13 protein-coding genes and 3 rRNA genes are annotated in these 22045 nt (G+C 52.8%); 5 read left to right on the plus strand and 11 right to left on the minus strand.

The window, feature by feature from the left end; all coding sequences use genetic code 11:
* Nucleotides 1–86: 86 nt before the first annotated feature.
* From CHH28_RS18515 to dnaE, 4 genes are all read right to left on the minus strand, one after another.
* A complete protein-coding gene (locus CHH28_RS18515; RefSeq protein ID WP_094061703.1) occupies nucleotides 87–506 on the minus strand; it encodes a hypothetical protein in 420 nt (139 codons plus the stop codon).
* A complete protein-coding gene (locus CHH28_RS18520) occupies nucleotides 503–934 on the minus strand; it encodes a hypothetical protein (protein WP_157730003.1) in 432 nt (143 codons plus the stop codon). The genes CHH28_RS18515 and CHH28_RS18520 overlap by 4 nt, the downstream gene beginning before the upstream one ends.
* A 64-nt stretch (nucleotides 935–998) precedes the next feature.
* Nucleotides 999–2303, minus strand: coding sequence for a tRNA lysidine(34) synthetase TilS (tilS, locus tag CHH28_RS18525; RefSeq protein WP_094061705.1), 1305 nt, complete (start codon nucleotides 2301–2303; stop codon nucleotides 999–1001).
* On the minus strand, nucleotides 2284–5769 hold the full coding sequence (dnaE, locus tag CHH28_RS18530) for a DNA polymerase III subunit alpha (RefSeq protein ID WP_094061706.1): 3486 nt from the start codon (nucleotides 5767–5769) through the stop codon (nucleotides 2284–2286). The genes tilS and dnaE overlap by 20 nt, the downstream gene beginning before the upstream one ends.
* A gap of 186 nt (nucleotides 5770–5955) precedes the next feature.
* Between dnaE and CHH28_RS18535 the strand changes: the two genes are divergently transcribed.
* A complete protein-coding gene (locus tag CHH28_RS18535; protein ID WP_094061707.1) occupies nucleotides 5956–6540 on the plus strand; it encodes a lysophospholipid acyltransferase family protein in 585 nt (194 codons plus the stop codon).
* A 715-nt stretch (nucleotides 6541–7255) separates the two neighbouring features.
* On the opposite strand, the gene rrf is transcribed toward CHH28_RS18535, so the two are convergent.
* The 3 genes from rrf to CHH28_RS18550 all read right to left on the minus strand — a co-directional run bounded on the left by rrf (nucleotide 7256) and on the right by CHH28_RS18550 (nucleotide 12195).
* Nucleotides 7256–7371: ribosomal RNA gene (rrf, locus tag CHH28_RS18540) — 5S ribosomal RNA — on the minus strand.
* Between the two features lie 164 nt (nucleotides 7372–7535).
* Nucleotides 7536–10423, minus strand: a 23S ribosomal RNA gene (locus tag CHH28_RS18545).
* 233 nt (nucleotides 10424–10656) lie between these two features.
* Nucleotides 10657–12195: ribosomal RNA gene (locus CHH28_RS18550) — 16S ribosomal RNA — on the minus strand.
* Together the 16S, 23S and 5S rRNA genes form the textbook arrangement of a ribosomal RNA operon.
* A 722-nt stretch (nucleotides 12196–12917) precedes the next feature.
* Here CHH28_RS18550 and queC point away from each other — a divergent pair.
* Nucleotides 12918–13580, plus strand: coding sequence for a 7-cyano-7-deazaguanine synthase QueC (gene queC / locus CHH28_RS18555; protein WP_094061708.1), 663 nt, complete (start codon nucleotides 12918–12920; stop codon nucleotides 13578–13580).
* Nucleotides 13580–14275: a 7-carboxy-7-deazaguanine synthase gene (gene queE / locus CHH28_RS18560; protein WP_094061709.1), complete on the plus strand. Its 696-nt coding sequence runs from the start codon at nucleotides 13580–13582 to the stop codon at nucleotides 14273–14275. The genes queC and queE overlap by 1 nt, the downstream gene beginning before the upstream one ends.
* A 3-nt stretch (nucleotides 14276–14278) precedes the next feature.
* Here queE and CHH28_RS18565 read toward each other — a convergent pair whose 3' ends face one another.
* The gene (locus CHH28_RS18565; RefSeq protein WP_094061710.1) at nucleotides 14279–15241 is read right to left on the minus strand and encodes an alcohol dehydrogenase catalytic domain-containing protein; all 963 of its coding nucleotides are present in this window, start codon (nucleotides 15239–15241) and stop codon (nucleotides 14279–14281) included.
* 352 nt (nucleotides 15242–15593) lie between these two features.
* On the opposite strand from CHH28_RS18565, the gene argF reads away from it, so the two are divergent.
* Nucleotides 15594–16559, plus strand: a complete 966-nt coding sequence (gene argF / locus CHH28_RS18570; protein WP_094061711.1) for an ornithine carbamoyltransferase — start codon at nucleotides 15594–15596, stop codon at nucleotides 16557–16559.
* Here the strand turns inward: argF and CHH28_RS18575 are convergent.
* Nucleotides 16547–17647, minus strand: coding sequence for a GGDEF domain-containing protein (locus CHH28_RS18575; RefSeq protein ID WP_157730004.1), 1101 nt, complete (start codon nucleotides 17645–17647; stop codon nucleotides 16547–16549). The two genes, argF and CHH28_RS18575, sit on opposite strands and share 13 nt — an antisense overlap.
* Nucleotides 17648–17736: 89 nt before the next feature.
* The gene (gene glpK / locus CHH28_RS18580) at nucleotides 17737–19224 is read right to left on the minus strand and encodes a glycerol kinase GlpK (RefSeq protein WP_094061713.1); all 1488 of its coding nucleotides are present in this window, start codon (nucleotides 19222–19224) and stop codon (nucleotides 17737–17739) included.
* 122 nt (nucleotides 19225–19346) lie between these two features.
* Between glpK and CHH28_RS18585 the strand changes: the two genes are divergently transcribed.
* On the plus strand, nucleotides 19347–20267 hold the full coding sequence (locus tag CHH28_RS18585; protein WP_094061714.1) for a LysR family transcriptional regulator: 921 nt from the start codon (nucleotides 19347–19349) through the stop codon (nucleotides 20265–20267).
* A 224-nt stretch (nucleotides 20268–20491) separates the two neighbouring features.
* Here the strand turns inward: CHH28_RS18585 and CHH28_RS18590 are convergent, their stop codons facing one another.
* Nucleotides 20492–22027, minus strand: coding sequence for an ATP-binding protein (locus CHH28_RS18590; RefSeq protein ID WP_094061715.1), 1536 nt, complete (start codon nucleotides 22025–22027; stop codon nucleotides 20492–20494).
* Nucleotides 22028–22045 lie beyond the last annotated feature (18 nt).

The raw sequence follows: 22045 nt of genomic DNA on the forward strand, positions 1-22045 counted from the left end.
TGTTGCGCCTCGACGTTGCCAAGATCGGTACTAGTGCACACCTGGCTCGCAGAACCATAACCAGCCGCACTGATGTCGAATGCAAATTAGGGGGTAGAAATACGAATCTCCAGACCTGCACCATTGATGCTGTCCAGAAATGGGGTCTCTTCTGCGGTTTCAGCTTCTTCCCAATACAAGCGACCGGATAAGCTGATGCCTTGATCAGATTCGACCTTAAACAGGTTGGGCAGGGCTCCGCTGCGAGGGTTGTAGTTGTGTGGCATCTGCAGATCTTGTGGAAGGGTCAGATTGAGCGGCAGTTTGGCGGCTTGAGCATGGCGGTCGACCGCATCTAAAACCGGATTCTCAGGCTGCTTGGGGTCACGAGATGCTGCTTGCTCAGCGCTGGCCACAGGTGCATTAGAGGTCGAGCTCACTTGCGCGGCTTCGTGTTTGTAGCCACGCAAAATGGGCTCTGCAGGCTCACTGCAGCCCAAACAAAACAACGCCAATAACCAGCTCACTGACACTCCACGTATTCGCATTCGTTTAAGGCACCATCCTCGACTTCTTCATGACGTACTAGGGTCACTTGCAACTTCACCACACCGACGGCTTCGGTATCCAGCTCGATCCAACCGGCTTGCTGAGGCAGTACCTGTATCGATGGAGTTCCCAGTGTGATCAGCTCTTTACCATTGTCTGACTGAATGGTGCTGTGAATGGTGTAGGAGGCGTCCTGGTTTTCTTCCACCTGCAGCGCCAAGCGGTAGCCGCCTTCGCCGCGCTGTTCATACTGGCTACTGTCACCTTCCAGTATCACATATGAGGCCGTGGTCATCAGTTGTTGAGCAAAGTACAGACGCGTATCGACTTGATACACAGACATAGCTAAAGCGCTGGCGGACCATAGCCACAATGCACTGATTAACCCGTGTTTAACAACCGACATAACTGTAGTTCGCTGAGGTCAAAGAAAAGCGCTACTGTACCGGAATCCAAGCGGATGTCATCCCCTAGCGACACCAACGAAAATCAATTTTGTGATCCAGCTCCACCGCCACACAGGAACTGCTTCCCACACTGGCAAAGGCCAATGCTTGGTCTTCATTATCGACCAAAACTGGCCACAGTGGCCTTAGCCATACAGGCACCTGCCAACTCTGCCACCACTTCTTCAGCGGCCGGGTCGGACGCCCATATGGCTTAAAGGTTCGTTGCTGCAACGCCTTTGCGGGAATCACTTGGGCTCCCTCTGGAACTCGGCCATGCAAACCCAGTTGGCCGCCCGCCCAACTGATCGTTTGCTGCTGCTCGCCGCTGAGTTTCCACGCATCCGGAACGGCCTGCGGCCGGTAGACGTAAAGTTGCTGCTGATGGCGCTGCCAGCGCCATTCACCCAGTTCCCCAGCTGGCTGACGATCGGCTGCGCCGGTCACACTTGCCAGCAGATCCTGCAAACGAGCGTCCGTTAAGTTGGGCAAGTTATTTTGCTGCCACCATAAGCGCACTAAGTATGAATGCAGTGAATCTGGCTGCTGCCGCAATTGGTCGAGGCGCAAACAGGTCGCAAGCGTACCTGGCCACAAACTAACCTCCGTTAGTGGCAGCAACTGTTGTTGCAATAGCAGTGTCAGCACGTCAGCATCCTGCTGCAGGCGTTGCACCGTGCGTGCTGCTGAGCGCTTTGCGTGTGGGAATTGTTGCCAGATAGGCGGCAACCCTACATTGCGCCACCAATTGCGCGTAAAGCAAATGTCGGTATTAGACTCGTCTTCAATCCACGACAGCGCGTGCTCCGTGGCATAGCGGTGCAGCTCTTCGCGACTGCATGACAGCAAAGGACGCAGCAGTTCTGCCTGTGCAAACGAGCGCTGGCGGCGCATGGCTGCCAAACCATGTACGCCACTACCACGAATCCAACGCTGTGCAAACGTTTCAAGCTGGTCATCCTGATGATGGCCGAGCAACAGCGCATCGCCGGCTTGCAAAACATCAGCAAATACGGCGTAGCGTGCGTTTCTGGCGGCTTCTTCCAGCCCACTGTGCTGCGCTGCTAAATCGACCTGATACAGCTCGAATGGCACTCGCCACTCAGCGCACAGATGCTGACAATGATCAGCCCAAGCATCAGCGTTGGGCGATAAACCATGGTGCACGTGTATGGCCTTCACGCGAGCGTGCAGTGGCGAGTTGACGAGCCAATGCAGCAACACAGTCGAGTCCAGACCACCGCTGTACGCAACCCAGAGGGAACCGGCCGGCGCCGCTTGCTGCAACCATTGCAGGGTTGCCTGCTGGCTACTGGAACACCAGCTCAACGGCCTGGTCTCCGTAGGCGTACTTCAGCTCTTGCAGTTGCTCATCACTAGGGTCGATGCGCCATTGGTCAGCCAAACGAATATCACAGCGGGCAACATCGTTGTGATATTCGAGCACCACCGGGCACCCCTCATGTCGTTGGTGCAGACGCTGACTTAGCTGCTGACAAAAGTTATCGCCCATATCCTGAGCCGCAACCCGGATTCGCAGTGCTTTGGCATAAGTGAGACGCGCTTGGCTGATTTCCATCGCGCTGCGGCCGTTGGCCTTTAACCCGCCGGAGTAATCGTCATGGCTGACCTGGGCTTCCAAAATCAGCACCTTATCTTTGGCCACCAGCTCGCGTACTTGCTCGTACACATCGGAAAACAGCGCCACTTCAATTCGACCGCTGCGATCATCCAAGGTCACAAAACACATATTGTCGCCGCGCTTGTTCTTCATTAACCGCAAGTCGACAACCAAACCGGCCAGTTTTTGCGGTGCTTTACCTTCTTGCACCTGCGACAGCTTGGTTGGTACCAGTTGTCGAACTTCGTGTTCATATTCATCGAACGGATGTCCGGTTACGAACAATCCTAACGTATCTTTTTCACCCGCCAAACGTTCCTTCAATGGCCATTCACGAACACGGCGATGACGCTCGTACGGGTCACTGGAGTCCGCTGTTTCCGCTTCGACTTCACCAAACAAATCCATCATGCCGGCGGCTTCATTGGCGGCATTTTGACCGGCATTCTTGAGTGCATCTTCGATGCTCGCCATCAGCACGGCACGGGGAGCGGCGCGTTCCAAATTGTCAAACGCACCACAGCGCACCAATGCCTCTAACACCCGTTTGTTAATGCGCCCATGATCGATACGATCACAGAAGTCGAACAGATCTCGGTATGGTCCATCTTGGCGGCCAGCGATAATGGCCTCTATCGGCCCCTCGCCCACGCCTTTCACCGCCCCAAGGCCGTAAACGATGGCGCCTTCTTCGTTCACGGTAAAGCCGAAATGACTTTGGTTGACGTCTGGCAACACCAACTCGATGTTCATTTCGCGGCATTCTTCGATAAAGGTCACGACTTTATCGGTGTTCTGCATGTCCGAGGTTAGAACCGCCGCCATAAACGGCGCCGGATAGTGTGTTTTCAGGTACAGAGTTTGATAAGACACCACAGCGTAAGCCGCTGAGTGCGACTTGTTAAAGCCGTAACCAGCAAACTTCTCTACCAAGTCGAAGATCTTCATCGCCAGATCGGGATCAACGTCCTGGCTAATGGCACCAGTGCGGAAAATCTCACGCTGCTTGGCCATTTCCTCAGGCTTTTTCTTACCCATGGCGCGGCGCAGCATATCTGCGCCCCCTAGGGTATAGCCCGCCAAGGTTTGGGCGATCTGCATCACCTGTTCCTGGTAAACGATCACGCCGTAGGTCGGCTCTAGAATTTCTTTTAGGCTGTCATGCTGGTAATCGGGGTGTGGATAGGCAACTTGCGCACGGCCGTGTTTACGGTTGATAAAGTCGTCCACCATGCCTGACTCCAGCGGACCAGGACGGAACAGCGCCACCAGAGCGATCATGTCCTCGATGTTATCTGGCTGCAGGCGTCGAATCAGATCCTTCATACCACGCGATTCCAGCTGGAACACCGCGGTGGTTTGCGCCGATTTCAGCAAGTCGTAGGAAGGCTTGTCATCGAGCGGAATGGCGTTGATATCCAGCGGCGCCTGCCCTTCTTTTGCCCGTAGACGGTCGATGGTCTCTAACGCCCAGTCGATGATGGTCAGCGTACGCAAGCCCAGAAAGTCGAACTTTACCAAGCCGGCTTCTTCCACGTCGTTTTTATCAAACTGAGTGATTAAACCGGCGCCACCCGGTTCGCACGCGGTGGCAGAAAAATCCGTGAGCTTGGTCGGTGCAATCACCACACCACCGGCGTGTTTACCGGTCTGGCGAGCGATACCCTCGAGCTTGAGCGCCATTTCCCAGATTTCCTGGGCTTCTTCGTCTTCGTTCAAAAACTCTTGCAGGGCGCTTTCATTGGCCAGTGCCTTTTCCAGCGTCATGCCCGGGTCGCCCGGGATCAACTTGGACAGTTTGTCGGCCAGGCCAAAGGATTTTCCTTGCGCCCGGGCAACGTCTCGCACCACCGCTCGAGCGGCCATGGTACCGAAGGTCACAATTTGTGATACCGCTTCGCGACCGTAGTTATCAGCCACGTATTCGATCACCCGTTCGCGATCTTCCATGCAGAAGTCGATATCGAAGTCCGGCATGGAGACCCGTTCTGGGTTCAAAAAACGCTCGAACAGCAGATCGTATTCCAGCGGATCCAAATCGGTAATTTTCAGCGCATAAGCCACCAAGGAACCCGCACCGGAGCCCCGTCCTGGACCAACCGGAATATCCTCATCCTTGGCCCACTGGATAAAGTCCATCACGATCAAAAAGTAGCCGGGAAAACCCATCTGAATGATGATGTCGAGCTCAAACTTCAGGCGCTCATCATAGGGCGCGCGTTTTTGCTGATACTCTGGATCGGCTTTATCGAGAATCTTCTCAAGGCGCTCTTCCAAACCCACCTCAGAAATACGACGGAAAAACTCGTCTTCCGTCATGCCCGTTGGAATCGGGTAGTCTGGCAAGAAGTACTTGCCCAGCTGCACTTCGACGCTACAGCGCTTGGCAATTTCAACGGTGTTTTCAATCGCCGAGGGCAGATCCTTAAACAGCTCACACATTTCAGCACTGCTGCGAAAGTACTGCTGGTCGCTGTAGTCACGCGGTCGGCGCTTGTCGTGCAGCGCAAAGCCCTGACCAATAGCGACCCGCGTTTCATGCGCTTCAAAATCCTCCGCTGTCATAAAGCGTACATCGTTGGTGGCTACCAGCGGCATCGACAGCTTAGGTGCCAGCATCACACCCGCCTTGACGATCGCTTCATCACCAGGATGCCCCGTACGCTGCACTTCGTAATAAAAACGATCACCGAAGGCTGCCATATACTCCCGCGCTAAGGCTTCGGCATCTTCCAGCCGCCCTTTAAGAATACGCTGGCCGATATCACCGTCACGGGCGCCAGATAGGATCACCAGCCCCTGATTGTCTTGCAATAACCACTGCCGTTTCACTTGCGGTAAGTCGTGGTGCTGATTCTCCATAAAAGCACGGGAGATCAACTCTCGCAGCGTGAGATATCCCTCGGAAGACAAACACAGGGCAGTCACCCGAAAGGGCTGGTGAATGTCGTCTGGGTTCTCTATCCACAAGTCAGCGCCGAGAATGGGCTTCACACCATTGCCCAACGCTCCTTTATAGAATTTCACCAAGGCATACAGATTCACCTGGTCTGTCAGGGCCACCGCCGGCATCTGCTCCGCGACGCATTTCCCCACCAGCTCCTTCACCCGAATGGTGCTGTCATAGAGGGAGTATTCAGAATGGACGCGCAAATGCACAAACGGTGTCGACATATGGGGAGGCAGCACTGGTCAGAGAACAACTTGCTATTTTAACAGCCAGTGAGACGATGGCCATCAACAAAAGTGTGGGCAGACGAGCATGCTACCCAACGGTAAGGTATGATGGCGCACGTTTGACTACGCTAGGATGGGCGCCTAACCCGGCGGCAGGATACGTCAGCTACTGAGAAATACTTCATGCATCGCACTATGTTTGATACTCCGGTCATCAGCCATCTGTTACGGGCCGGCTCCTCTTTGTATTTGAGGTTGAAAGGCTGGAAAATTACCGGAGAGATTCCGCGAGATCTTCGCAAGTGTGTCATGATTGCCGCACCGCATACCAGCAACTGGGATCTTCCCTACATGCTGATGATCGCTTTCGTCATGCGTACCCCGATTTACTGGATGGGCAAAAAGTCCATTTTTAAACCACCGTTCAAACATTTAATGATGTGGATGGGCGGCGTGCCCGTCGATCGTTCAAAGTCGAATAATATGGTGGATGCTTCCATCGCCACCATTAAAACCAATGATCGGCTATTTTTGATCGTGCCACCGGAGGGCACACGCAGTAAGGTCAGTGACTGGAAAACGGGTTTTTACCACATTGCCAACGGCGCTCAAGTGCCTATTTTGATGGGCTTTTTGGATTACCAACGCAAAACTGGTGGTGTATTAGGGACCTTTAAACCCACTGGAGATGTGCAACAGGATATCGCCGATATTCGTAAACATTATGCCCATATCGCGGGGCGAATAACGGATAAATACCAAGCCTAATTATCCGCTCTAATGCTCAGTCACAAGCCCTCACACGGAGGGCTTGGATGATTAGTAATCGCTTGATCGACTTCGGCTTAACGAACACTCACTGTTTTTCAGTGCAGTCCACGCCTCTATCTTTTCTTACTCAATGGCAACGGCCAGACTGCTCACAGCTTTTTAGGTAACTTTAGCCAGCTCGCTCAAATTCAAGCAGACCGCAAGTTGGTATTGCACGAATTCTAGCGCCGAAAAGACAAGCGGCCGTCATTGTTTATTCCATCTTTTATATCTTTTATTTTCTTAGCCGAGCCTATGTTCCTCACGCCACTTTTGGGTGGGGCGCAGGTTTACGGCCCTATATTGTCTGCTGCTCTCAATAAACATCACTCTCGAGTTTACTGAGCATGTTTAAGGGCGTTTGTCCGCAAGGTCATTATCAGCACCGATGCTGGCGAGCACTAAACACCCATAGAAAGAGGGAATCGGCCAGCCATAAAAACGTTGGGGGATCTTATATCAGCCTGACGGTAACGCCACGATAAGCGTCTGCCGGAATACCACTAGAAGCCATGGGAGAGGAGGTAAATAGCGTACGCTAACGTGGCTTTGAATAAGCTACGCCATGACCTCGATAAGCCTAGGACGGTGTTCTATCTGGCATGACCATGATTGTCAGCGAACAAAAACGAAAAAACCCCGATAGCGTTAGCTACCGGGGTTTTGAATAAGAGCTTGACGATGACCTACTCTCACATGGGGAAGCCCCACACTACCATCGGCGATGCTGCGTTTCACTTCTGAGTTCGGGATGGATTCAGGTGGTTCCACAGCTCTATTGTCGTCAAGCAAACCTGTATGAAGTGTTGTCGTCTTACGTATTCCGCGACGTGACTTCAAATAAGGTTGGATACATGAGTGTCTTGAGAATTCTCTTGCGAACCGGCGGTGCCTGTTCGTATTTCTTGGCTTGTTGCTGAGTTTTCAGCAGCCCACCCGAGTTTGGGTGTTATATGGTCAAGCCTCACGGGCAATTAGTACAGGTTAGCTCAACGCCTCACAACGCTTACACACCCTGCCTATCAACCAGGTAGTCTTCCTGGGCCCTACAGGGAACTCGAAGTTCCAGTGAGATCTCATCTTGAAGGAGGCTTCACGCTTAGATGCTTTCAGCGTTTATCCCGTCCGAACGTAGCTACCCGGCAATGCATCTGGCGATACAACCGGAACACCAGAGGTTCGTTCACTCCGGTCCTCTCGTACTAGGAGCAACTCTTCTCAAATCTCAAACGCCCACGGCAGATAGGGACCGAACTGTCTCACGACGTTCTAAACCCAGCTCGCGTACCACTTTAAATGGCGAACAGCCATACCCTTGGGACCGGCTTCAGCCCCAGGATGTGATGAGCCGACATCGAGGTGCCAAACACCGCCGTCGATGTGAACTCTTGGGCGGTATCAGCCTGTTATCCCCGGAGTACCTTTTATCCGTTGAGCGATGGCCCTTCCATACAGAACCACCGGATCACTATGACCTACTTTCGTACCTGCTCGACGTGTCTGTCTCGCAGTTAAGCCGGCTTATGCCATTGCACTAACCTCTTGATGTCCGACCAAGATTAGCCGACCTTCGTGCTCCTCCGTTACTCTTTGGGAGGAGACCGCCCCAGTCAAACTACCCACCACACAGTGTCCTCGATCCAGATAATGGACCTGAGTTAGAACCCCAAATTGACCAGGCTGGTATTTCAAGGTTGGCTCCACCAGGACTGGCGTCCTGGCTTCAAAGCCTCCCAGCTATCCTACACAAGCCAATTCAAAGTTCACTGTGAAGCTGTAGTAAAGGTTCACGGGGTCTTTCCGTCTAGCCGCGGGAACGCAGCATCTTAACTGCGAATTCAATTTCACTGAGTCTCGGGTGGAGACAGTGTGGCCATCGTTACGCCATTCGTGCAGGTCGGAACTTACCCGACAAGGAATTTCGCTACCTTAGGACCGTTATAGTTACGGCCGCCGTTTACCGGGGCTTCGATCAAGAGCTTCGCAGATGCTAACCCCATCAATTAACCTTCCGGCACCGGGCAGGCGTCACACCCTATACGTCCACTTTCGTGTTTGCAGAGTGCTGTGTTTTTAATAAACAGTCGCAGCCACCTGGTATCTTCGACCGGTCTCAGCTTACGGAGCAAGTCCTTCACCAAAACCGGCGCACCTTCTCCCGAAGTTACGGTGCCATTTTGCCTAGTTCCTTCACCCGAGTTCTCTCAAGCGCCTTGGTATTCTCTACCTACCCACCTGTGTCGGTTTAGAGTACGGTTTCTTTGTAGCTGAAGCTTAGAGGCTTTTCCTGGAAGCATGGCATCGACCACTTCGGACTCCGTAGAGTCACCGTCATCACGTCTCGGCATTAAGAACCCGGATTTACCTAAGTTCTCTGCCTACCAGCTTAAACACGGACAACCAACGCCGTGCTGGCCTAGCCTTCTCCGTCCCCCCATCGCACTACAAACAAGTACAGGAATATTAACCTGTTTCCCATCGACTACGCTTCTCAGCCTCGCCTTAGGGGCCGACTAACCCTGCCCCGATTAACGTTGGACAGGAACCCTTGGGTTTCCGGCGGGGATGTTTTTCACACCCCTTATCGTTACTCATGTCAGCATTCGCACTTCTGATACCTCCAGCCTGGTTCACACCTTGACCTTCAACGGCTTACAGAACGCTCCTCTACCATGCACAAAGTGCATCCGTAGCTTCGGTGTACAGTTTGAGCCCCGTTATATCTTCCGCGCAGGCCGACTCGACTAGTGAGCTATTACGCTTTCTTTAAAGGGTGGCTGCTTCTAAGCCAACCTCCTAGCTGTTTTAGCCTTCCCACATCGTTTCCCACTTAACTGTAACTTTGGGACCTTAGCTGACGGTCTGGGTTGTTTCCCTTTTCACGACGGACGTTAGCACCCGCCGTGTGTCTCCCGGATAGTACTCACTGGTATTCGGAGTTTGCAAAGGGTTGGTAAGTCGGGATGACCCCCTAGCCTTAACAGTGCTCTACCCCCAGTGGCATTCGTCCGAGGCACTACCTAAATAGTTTTCGAGGAGAACCAGCTATCTCCGGGCTTGATTAGCCTTTCACTCCGATCCACAAGTCATCCCCTGGCTTTTCAACGACAGTGGGTTCGGTCCTCCAGTTGATGTTACTCAACCTTCAACCTGCTCATGGATAGATCGCCCGGTTTCGGGTCTAATGCTAGCGACTGGACGCGCAGTTAACACTCGGTTTCCCTACGGCTCCGCTATTCGCTTAACCTTGCCACTAACATTAAGTCGCTGACCCATTATACAAAAGGTACGCAGTCACCGAACAAAGTCGGCTCCCACTGCTTGTACGTACACGGTTTCAGGATCTATTTCACTCCCCTCACAGGGGTTCTTTTCGCCTTTCCCTCACGGTACTGGTTCACTATCGGTCATCTGGGAGTATTTAGCCTTGGAGGATGGTCCCCCCATATTCAGTCAGGATATCACGTGTCCCGACCTACTCGATTTCACTTCAAATAAGTTTTCACATACGGGGCTATCACCCACTATGGCCGCACTTTCCAGAGCGTTCTGTTAACTACATTGAAGCTTAAGGGCTGGTCCCCGTTCGCTCGCCGCTACTAAGGGAATCTCGGTTGATTTCTTTTCCTCGGGGTACTTAGATGTTTCAGTTCTCCCGGTTCGCCTCTACAACCTATGTATTCAGTTGCAGATACCTGCCTTATGACAGGTGGGTTTCCCCATTCAGAGATTTCCGGATCAAAGGTTGTTTGCCACCTCCCCGAAACTTATCGCAGGCTACCACGTCTTTCATCGCCTCCAGATGCCAAGGCATCCACCGTGCACGCTTAGTCACTTGACCATATAACCCCAAACCGTCTCGACATTTACAAGCTATGAAATGTGAAACTTTATGGTTGGGCTTACTGATTAATTACGGGTAGTAATTAATCAAATCAAGCAACCGCCGGTTCGCTTGAGAATTCTCATTCTCATGTATCCAAATTTTTAAAGAGCAATACAGGGCCGAGCCTTGTATTAAAAGCATTAAAGCAATTCGTGTGAGCACTTAGCTGAGATGACTAGAGCATCGTTTAAGGAGGTGATCCAGCCCCAGGTTCCCCTAGGGCTACCTTGTTACGACTTCACCCCAGTCATGAATCACTCCGTGGTAACCGCTCTCCCGAAGGTTAAGCTAGCTACTTCTGGAGCAACCCACTCCCATGGTGTGACGGGCGGTGTGTACAAGGCCCGGGAACGTATTCACCGTGACATTCTGATTCACGATTACTAGCGATTCCGACTTCATGGAGTCGAGTTGCAGACTCCAATCCGGACTACGACGTACTTTGTGAGATTAGCTTCACCTCGCGGCTTCGCAACCCTCTGTATACGCCATTGTAGCACGTGTGTAGCCCTACTCGTAAGGGCCATGATGACTTGACGTCGTCCCCGCCTTCCTCCGGTTTGTCACCGGCAGTCTCCTTAGAGTCCCCAACTAAATGATGGCAACTAAGGACAAGGGTTGCGCTCGTTACGGGACTTAACCCAACATTTCACAACACGAGCTGACGACAGCCATGCAGCACCTGTCACTGCGCTCCCGAAGGCACCAAGGTATCTCTACCAAGTTCGCAGGATGTCAAGAGTAGGTAAGGTTCTTCGCGTTGCTTCGAATTAAACCACATGCTCCACCGCTTGTGCGGGCCCCCGTCAATTCATTTGAGTTTTAACCTTGCGGCCGTACTCCCCAGGCGGTCTACTTATCGCGTTAGCTTCGTTACCAAAGGATCAAGTCCCCCGACAACTAGTAGACATCGTTTACGGCGTGGACTACCAGGGTATCTAATCCTGTTTGCTCCCCACGCTTTCGCACCTCAGTGTCAGTATCAGTCCAGGCAGTCGCCTTCGCCACTGATGTTCCTTCAGATCTCTACGCATTTCACCGCTACACCTGAAATTCCACTACCCTCTACTGTACTCTAGCCTGCCAGTTTTGAATGCAGTTCCCAGGTTGAGCCCGGGGCTTTCACATCCAACTTAACAAGCCACCTACGCGCGCTTTACGCCCAGTAATTCCGATTAACGCTTGCACCCTCCGTATTACCGCGGCTGCTGGCACGGAGTTAGCCGGTGCTTCTTCTGTCGGTAACGTCACACTTGAGGGGTATTAACCATCAAGCTTTCCTCCCGACTGAAAGTGCTTTACAACCCTAGAGCCTTCTTCACACACGCGGCATGGCTGGATCAGGCTTGCGCCCATTGTCCAATATTCCCCACTGCTGCCTCCCGTAGGAGTCTGGGCCGTGTCTCAGTCCCAGTGTGGCTGATCATCCTCTCAGACCAGCTACGGATCGTCGCCTTGGTAGGCCATTACCCCACCAACTAGCTAATCCGACGCAGGCACATCTGATAGCGCAAGGTCCGAAGATCCCCTGCTTTCCCCCGTAGGGCGTATGCGGTATTAGCAGTCGTTTCCAACTGTTGTCCCCCACTACCAGGCAGTTTCCTACGCGTTACTCACCCGTCCGCCGCTCGTCAGCAGATAGCAAGCTATCTCTGTTACCGCTCGACTTGCATGTGTTAAGCCTGCCGCCAGCGTTCAATCTGAGCCATGATCAAACTCTTCAGTTTAAAAAGTTTCGATTGAAGGAATATTCAATCTAAATCTTGCTCAAGAATAAAACTGACTTAAATTCTTAAATAAATTTTCGACGAGTTCTTACTTGATAATGCTTTGTCTCCAGAGCATCCCAGTAAGCACCCACACGAATTACTTAATGCTGATTTTTAAAGAACACTGCCAGATCTTTCGATCAAAGCGGGCTGCGTATTTTAATGAAGCAGCCTTGAATGTCAAGCGATTTTTTAAGTTTCTTTCGAAGCTTGTCGCTGACCGACCTGGAAGAAACCCTCTCAGATCGAGAGGCGCATTATACAACGCCTTTCTGGCTTGGCAACCGTTAATTTCAAATATTTTCTAGTGAGATCAACGAGTTACCTAACCGACCAAAGAGCTCACCGAGCTAGCTGGCCTCGAATCAAGGCGGCGTATACTACACTCAAAAACCAAAAGGTCAATGCCTTGTTTCGATATTTTTCAGTGCTTAGTGAGATCGAATAAAACTCTCTAAGCCATTGAAAAACAGGGGCTTCTTGCCCACCTGCCGCGTCACAGCGATCAGGAGCGGCGCATTCTACAGATATCTGAGAGCCGATCAACAGGTTTTTGAATCTTTTCAGTTAGGGCGTTTTAGCCACTCCAACAAAGCACGTATACTGACATCCGGAATCGCCGATTCCCTGACTTGGACTGTTTATCCGTTTCAGTACATCTATATAGAAAGAGGTTCACCATGGCCGACAAAGCCGTCGTCATCTATTCCGGTGGAATGGATTCCTTCACCATTTTGAACAAAGCCAAACAGCAAGGACATGAGCTGTACGCCCTGACCTTTGATTATGGTCAGAAACATAAGAAGGAAATTGAGTTCGCCAAACGCGTGTGCAGCGAGCTGGATGTTCACCACAAGATCATCGACATCACGGCGATCAACCAATTGCTGCAAAGCTCGTCGCTGACATCCGACAAAGACATTCCAGAAGGTCACTACGAAGATCAGAACATGAAGTCGACGGTCGTGCCGAACCGCAACATGATTTTGTTGTCGCTGGCCATTGGCTATGCCGTTGATATTGGCGCTAGCAAAGTCTTTTACGGCGCCCACTCGGGCGACCATGCCATCTACCCCGACTGCCGCCCAGAGTTTGTGCTGGCCATGAACGACGTTGCAAAGCTGGCTAACTATGAACCGGTCGATATCGTGACGCCTTATCTAAACAGCGACAAAATTGAAATATTAAAAGATGGCTTGGCCATGGGGTTGGACTATGGCAAATCCTGGACCTGCTACAACGGTCGTGAAAAAGCCTGCGGCAAATGCGGATCGTGTGTTGAACGTTTAGAGGCGTTTGAAAAGAATAACGCAGCAGATCCACTGGCATACGAGGCCAGTTAATGGCGGCTCAGTACCGGATCAAAGAGATCTTTTATACCCTGCAAGGAGAAGGCGCTCAAGCTGGGCGCCCTGCCGTGTTTTGCCGTTTCTCCAAGTGCAACTTATGGAATGGACGAGAAAGCGGTCGCACGGCGGCTGTGTGTAATTTTTGCGATACCGACTTTATCGGTACTGATGGCCATCTCGGCGGCGTCTACGACCTAGAGCAGCTGGTCGTGGTTATTCAACAGCAGTGGCCAGGTTCTACAGCGAATGGGCAAGGCAAGCCTTATGTCGTCTGTACCGGTGGCGAGCCGGCGCTGCAGTTGGATGACGAGCTGGTAAGCGCGTTGCAGCACGCTGGGTTTGAAGTGGCGATTGAAACCAACGGTACATTGCCACTCGCCAATGGTATCGACTGGGTTTGCCTGAGTCCAAAGGGCGAGTCGGAACTCGTTGTAATCGAGTGTGACGAGCTAAAGCTGGTTTACCCACAAGCTGACGCACCACCAGAGCGCTTCGACTACATACAAGCTGATCACTATTATCTGCAGCCGATGGCCGACTATCAGCCAGTCGTAATCAGCTCGGATAAATTGCAGGGCGCTGCCGATAGCTTATCGACTAGCAATACGCACAAAGCCTTGAGCTATTGCCTGAAACACCCGCGCTGGAAGCTCAGTTTGCAAACCCACAAGATGATTCGTATCGAATAAGTCTTACGGCAAAACAAACGCTACCTTGTGTTTTAGCTCCCCAGCTTCATAGCGTTCATGCACTGCCGCCACATCGGCGGCAGGCGCTTCTTCAGCTTCTGCTGCACTCACTAAGCCAAGATCCACCCACTCAGCCAACTGCTGTAAAAAAACACCATGATCAGCTCGCCCGTTACCGGTTAATAACGGCAGTAGCATAAACACAGCGTGCAAGGTCAGCCCTTTGGCGTGTGCTTGACTTAAGTCATAAGTGTTACGTGCATTGATGGTGGCAACGTGCCCACCTGGCCTGGCGGCCAGCAGTGCATTCAACAGACTTTGGCCACCAAAGGTGTCCAACACCTTATTAAAACGAGCCCCCAGCTGCTCGACGTCATTGTGGTGATACGCCTCAACCCCCAGTGAACGCAGCTGCTGCTGACGCGCTTCGCTACCTGCGGTGGCAGTCACCTGAGCGCCCTGCAAACGCGCTAGTTGGATGGCCATCCGCCCGACACCACCGCTACCACCCATGATCAATAAAGAATCATTGCTATGCAGCTGCAATCGTTGCAACGCTTCATGGGCGGTAATCGCCACCAGTGGCAAAGTCGCCGCCTGTGCAATGGAAATAGACTGGGGGGCTTTGGCTAACAGATGAGCATCGGCAGCCACATACTGGCATAAGGTGCCGCTCGAGCCCGCAACGCCACCAATACAGCCATAGACTCGGTCGCCGACAGCGAACCCTGCGACTTGCTTACCCACTTTGATGACGTCGCCACAGGCGTCGCAGCCGGGTACCTTGTTGTCCGCAGCGATCGGTGCCAGCCCTGCTCGTATTTTGCTATCAATGGGGTTAAAGCCAGATGCCAATACTTTAATAAGCACTTCATGCTCACCCGGCTCGGGCATCGCCAACTCTGTGGCTGCAAGCACCTCTGGACCGCCTGTCTGCGGAAAATACCACCCAATGTTCTGTTGCATGCGTCACTGCCCCCGGTTGTCTACCGGCAGATCATACCGCTGAACCCCTTCTCACTGTAAATAGAAACAGCAGAATCATAAGCCTGCGAAAATAATTTATGGGATAACGAGCTTCGAGGCCAATCGCGATAAGTCTGACTATCACTCGACTAAAACACAGCCGCAGATGAATAAGATTCTTCTGAGATTATAATATCCGAATATTGATCGGATTCGTTTACATTGAAACCACCCTTTCGTATGATCTTCACATCGGGCAGCTCAGCTGCCCGATTGCGTTTTTAAGTTTATCTAAGCCGTAGCTATGGCCAGATAATTCCAAATCCATGCGTCACATGACGTACTGTTGGCAATGCGTGACCAACGGCCATCGACTCCGTTGCGATGGTGCATATTGAAGGAAGTGAGCAACGTGAGACACTTTTTGACCCTGCTGGATCTGACCAGTGACGAACTCAATTGGGTAATAGAAAGGGCAACCGAGTTAAAGCGCTTTCAGCAACGCCAGCAGCTGCATGAACCACTCAAAAACCGTGTGCTGGGCATGATCTTCGAAAAATCATCCACCCGTACACGCGTGTCTTTTGAAGCGGGCATGGCACAACTTGGCGGCAGTGCGATTTTTCTCTCACCACGCGATACCCAGCTGGGTCGTGGTGAGCCGATCGAGGACAGTGCACGCGTGTTATCCCGTATGGTCGATGTGATTATGATCCGTACCTTTGATCACGATACGGTGGAGCGTTTTTCTGCGTTTTCGCAAGTGCCAGTCATCAATGCGCTAACGGACGACTTCCATCCGTGTCAGCTGCTGGCCGATATGCAAACCTATCGCGAGCATCGCGGCAGCATTCAAGGTAAAACCGTGGCCTGGATTGGCGACGGCAATAATATGTGTCACTCCTATATTAACGCCGCACGGCAGTTTGATTTCCAACTGCGCATTGCGACGCCAGAAGGATTCGAACCCTCGACACACCTGTTAGATAGCAATCGTGACCGCGTGCAGTTGCTGCGCTCACCCGAACAAGCCGTGCAAGGCGCAGACATGGTCACCACCGACGTCTGGGCATCCATGGGTCAGGAGGATGAGCAACAACAACGGCAGCAACAATTCGCAGACTATCAAGTGTCAGAGGCTTTGCTCGATGAAGCCAATGACGACGTTATCTTCATGCATTGCTTACCGGCACATCGTGGCGAGGAGATCAGCCATACGTTATTGGACGATCGCAGATCCGTCGTTTGGGACCAAGCCGAAAATCGCCTGCATGCGCAAAAGGCGTTATTGGAGTTTTTGCTGTCTCAAGAGGATTGATGGGCAGCATTGATTGCGGCCAGCGCTTCCATCTCAATGCGGTTACGACCGCGGCGCTTGGCCTCATAGAGCAAATGATCAGCACGCGCCAGCAACTTCTCTACACATTCGCCCACACGAAACTGAGCAACGCCCATGGACACCGTTAAAGGCAGCTGTTGCTCGGAAAATGCGCCATCAATAATGACTTGTCGAATGCGCTCAAGCACTGGCGCAGCCTCGACCAGATCCACTCCGCTTAACAGCAGCACAAATTCCTCTCCACCGTAGCGCGACGCCATATCCGCTTCACGCACACTGCGACGCAGCACCATGGCCAATTCCGCCAGCACTTGATCTCCTATGCTGTGGCCATGACTGTCGTTGATATGTTTGAAGTGATCGATGTCGATAAAAACAGCAACAAATGACAGACCCTCACGGTCCGCCAAAGCAGCGTGTTTTTCCATCCCACGCAATAAATAACGGCGGTTATACAGACCGGTTAGCTCATCCGTGACGGCCAACTCTTCAATGCGTGCCAACGCTTGGCGCAACTCGCGGTTTTTATTGCGATGAGCGTCTCTGAGTTGAGTGAACTCGCGGGCCACCACCACAAAGCAAAACAAGCTGGCGGCAAACGCCACTGCCAACAACCACTCCAAGTCTGCCTGCCAAAAGTCCCGCCCGCTGCCCTGCAATAGCGCCAGCACAGAACCATAACAAGCCACAGTGACTAAGGTCACCGCAAGAAAACCGCGCCAAGTGAGTTGGAACATACCAAACGGCAACACAGTCACGTAACCCAACACCAATAGAGGACGCATGGCCGGAGCCATCCACAAAAACAGCGACAAAAAAGCAATGCTCAACAACATGAATGGAATGGTCAGGCTAGGGTCTTTGTAGCGCCGAGAATAGCCGCTGGCCACCATAGCCAGCAAGGCGACTTGCAGCAGCCAGTAGCCGGCAACAAGGCGCCACAGCTGAACGTCCGTTAGTTGCGACAGATCCAAATAGTGACCTAGACACAACAATATGGTGTAGGACAACGCCCACACAGCGGCATACCAATGGCGCCGCAGAATATCCCGCTGCAATTGTTGCACGCTGCCGTCCTTGTATGTTTTTCGTCCATTATACTGAGCTAACCCATCGCCACTATGTCCATGGACGCAAAGCTGGCAATGCCCAGTGGTCATTCCTGACTATTGCACACGCGACGAACGGCGTCCAACCAGCCCTGGTATAACTGATGCTGTTGCTCCACCTCGATTTGAGGCGGGAACGAGCGCTGTTGCTGCCACAGCTGGCTGATATCATCTAACCCCTGATAGATGCCAACCTGCATCCCCGCCAATACCGCAGCGCCCAAGGCTGTGGTCTCGGTAATACCTGGCCGTTGAATTTCGACCCCGAGCACGTCAGCAAGAAATTGCATCAGCCAGTCGTTTACCACCATGCCACCGTCCACACGCAAACGCGCAGGATGAACGCCATCGGCTTTCATCGCTTCCAACAAATCACGGGTTTGGTAACAGACCGCTTGTAGACCAGCGGTGACAATTTCCTTAATGCCGGTATCACGCGACAGTCCCAAAATAGCTCCGCGAGCATCCGGGTCCCAATAAGGAGCCCCCAAGCCTGCAAAGGCGGGTACCATATACACAGGGTTGTCGTAACCGGTTTGCTCGGCCAACAGCTGAGTGTCACTGGCTTTGGCGATCAGTTGCAGACCATCGCGAATCCACTGAATGGTGGCGCCGGCCATAAAGATCGAGCCTTCCAGGGCGTAGGTAACGCGATCATTGAGACGATAAGCCACGGTGGTGAGTAAACGATGTTCCGAGTGCAGTGCTTGCTCGCCGCTGTTCATCATCACAAAGCAGCCAGTACCGTAAGTCGACTTGGCCATACCGGTCTCGAAGCACGCCTGCCCCACCAGTGCGGACTGCTGATCACCGATAACACTGCCAATCGGTATCGAGCGCCCGAACCAAGACTCATGCGTGCTGCCAAAATCATCGCTGCTGTTGCGCACATCTGGCAATAAACTGGCTGGAATATTGAACAGTGCCAGTAGCTCATCATCCCAACACTGCTGGTGGATATTAAACAGCAGGGTGCGAGAGGCATTGGTGGCGTCAGTGGCATGCACAGCACCGCGAGTTAGTTGCCACAATAAATACGTATCTACGGTGCCAAATGCCAGTTCACCGCGTTCAGCGCGCTGGCGCGCTCCTTCCACATGATCGAGAATCCAAGCAACCTTGGTGGCTGAAAAATACGGGTCTAATAAAAGGCCGGTGCGTTGCTGCAGCCAAGGCTCCTTGCCCGCTTGCTTTAGCTCGCTGCACATGTCCGCAGTGCGGCGATCTTGCCAAACAATGGCCGGATAAATCGGCTCGCCCGTGGCCCGATCCCAAATTAAGGTGGTTTCACGCTGATTGGTAATGCCAATGGCGGCAATGTCGTCGGCAGACGCACCGAGCTGGTCAATCACCTGTTGTGCCGTAGTCAACGTCGACTGCCAGATTTCACTGGCGTGATGCTCGACCCAACCGGGTTTGGGAAAGTGCTGTGGAAACTCTTGTTGCGACGATGCCGCCATACTGCCATCGATATTGAATGCGATGGCGCGACTGCTGGTAGTACCTTGATCCAAACTGAGAAGGTAGCGAGACATAATTCACCTCTTATTGTTATTGGCGGCAATAGTACTCACCCGAACGCTCACCCACCAGTGGTTTTGTCCTTATATATGAACGGTTATAATGTCACTCCATTTCAAAATGAGCTCTGTTAATAGTGCTTGATCTCAAACACTTACGCACTTTGGTGGCGTTGCGTGATGGCGGCACGCTGGTAGAGGCCGCTAGGCGCTTACACTTGACCCAGTCGGCGCTGTCTCACCAGCTAAAGGATCTGGAGGAGCGCATTGGCACGCAGCTATTTGAACGCAAAAGTAAGCCACTGCGTTTCACACGTGCAGGGCTGGAGGTGCTGCAACTGGCGGACAGCGTACTGCCACAGATGCGCGCCTGCGAACGCAACTTACAAAAACTGGCGGCGGGCCACAGCGGCCGCCTGCATATGGCGATTGAGTGCCACAGTTGTTTTGAGTGGTTGATGCCTGCCATCAATGAATTTCGAGACCATTGGCCCGACGTCGAGATAGATCTCAGCACCAGCTTTCACTTTGACCCCATGCCAGCGTTGTTGCGCGGCGATATCGACTTGGTGGTGACCTCAGACCCAGAAGAACACCCAGCGATTCATTACCAACCGCTGTTTCGCTATCAATCCTTGCTGGCCGTTAGCCGCCAGCATACGTTGGCGCAGGTGAAGCAAATATCACCGCAGCAGTTGATGGAAGAAACGCTGATTCATTATCCGGTACAGCGCAGCAAGCTGGATGTTTTCACACGCTTTTTAGACCCAGCCGGCATCACGCCAGCCGCCACACGAGAAACCGAGCTAACTCTGATGATGGTGCAATTGGTGGCCAGCGGACGAGGAGTCGCCTGCTTACCCAGCTGGGCGTTGCATCCTTACCTGGATGCGCAATTGGTGACGGCCTGCCAACTGGGAGAAGGCATTTGGCCGACGCTGTACGCGGCGGTTCGAACAGACCAGAAGGACAGCCATTTCATCAAAGACTTTATTGCCCAGGCACTGGAAACTTGTTTGAGGGATTTACCCGGCGTCACCGCCGTTGAAGAGCTGTAAACGGATTGCTGAGATAGAAACCCCAGGCATAAAAAAGGGGCTCAAACGAGCCCCATAAAAGCGAATAACTTCGCTACATTCTCACCACGTCTCCTAGGGATACGCATCGCCATAATGGCCCGAACAAACAAGGTTGTCTGTTACAGCTCTAGGGGTTTGTGTAACCTTTTGTACAGCCTGACAGCTATCTACGTTGCCCCATAAAGTAGTGCCGCCTCACCCACTCAATCGTGATGTCGCCGTGGCCAGATCAGGCTGAACTTGGCACCGCCTAAATCATCGCTACGCGACACCATGGCCCGGCCACCATGCCAATAGATAATGCGCCGTACAATGGACAGACCCAGTCCGTAGCCGCCAGAGCTGCGTGTGCGACTGTCATCCAAGCGGGCAAAAGCGGTAAATACTTTATCCCAATCCTGTTCCGGAATGCCCGGACCATCGTCTTCCACATCCACCCGACAGGTATCTGATCCTATGGTGCAACTGACGTTGACGCGATGCTGGGCGTAACGCAAGGCGTTGCCCACCAGATTCTGAATCGCCCGGTGCACGTATCTGGGCTCGACCTCTGCGTACAGCGCCTGCTCCACTGCTTGGCCCACATAGCGTACTTGAATGGTTTCAGGCGGGCGGGCTTCTTCAACCACCTGCAAGGCCAAATCGGCGACGTTGGCTTTTTGGAAGTCCAATAACGGGCCGCCCTCTTCCAAGCGCGCATACGTGAGAATTTCATCGATCAGCTCATCCAGCTCCTGGATATCCGCATCCATACCGCCCAACTGTTTACTGACAAATGCATCGTCGAGCACACTGTCTTCAATGATTTGCAGACCAAAACGAATCCTAGCGACGGGCGTGCGCAACTCATGGGAAACCGCCCGTACCATTTCACGCTGAATAGAAATCAGCCGCTGAATGTGTTCTGCCATTTTATTGAATGCTTCACCAAGGCGCTGCACGGCATCTTGCCCGTGCACCGCCACCCGAGCATTCAGATGCCCTTGGGCCAGTCGACTGGTCGCTTGCTCCAGTTTGCGTAAACGCACTTCAAACGAGTTCACCACCCAATAGACACCCAGGCCAAGCAACATAAAGCCGATCACCGCCACCACTAAAATGGCTTGCCAGGAATACGGGTTGAACGCTTTGATCGGTCCAAGGCGCAGTGCCTGCGGCTGACCCGGAATTTTCACCAACGCTTCTGCTTGATGACCTTCAATCGCAATGCGCACCAGTACATCGCCGTATTGCATACGCGCATAATCGCTGTCCGACAGAAACAGATCCTCCATCGCCACCACGGACAGCGGAAAACCAAACTCAGGCTGCATGCGCGATAAAAACTGCGCCAGCGGCTCACCGCTGCGTTGCCAATCTTCCAGCAGCAAGTACGCCGATGCCTGCGCTTGCACGTCGGTAACCGTGTGCAAGCCGACGTTCAGTACCTTGCCATCCCCCATATGGCGCAGCACCTTGGCAGCGCGACCATCGTCAGATGTTTTGATCACCACACGACCTCGCTGTAAGCGCAGCTGTTCGTAGTGGTCTTTGCTAGCATCGCTCAGCTGTGAAATGCTCAGTTGTGCATCTAAGCGTCGGGCCAGATCTGGCAGCGCCGCCGGGTCCTGCTGCAAACGTTGAGACAACAACACCAGAGTGCCGTTAACAATGTCTTCATTGAATTGAGCGGTGCGGACAAAGTTAATCAGCTGCAAAGCGGCAGTGCACAGAAGACCCACCACCACCAATGCAGCCAACAGCCCGGCGTAGACGCG

Source organism: Bacterioplanes sanyensis, from assembly GCF_002237535.1.
Taxonomy (GTDB): domain Bacteria; phylum Pseudomonadota; class Gammaproteobacteria; order Pseudomonadales; family Oceanobacteraceae; genus Bacterioplanes; species Bacterioplanes sanyensis_A.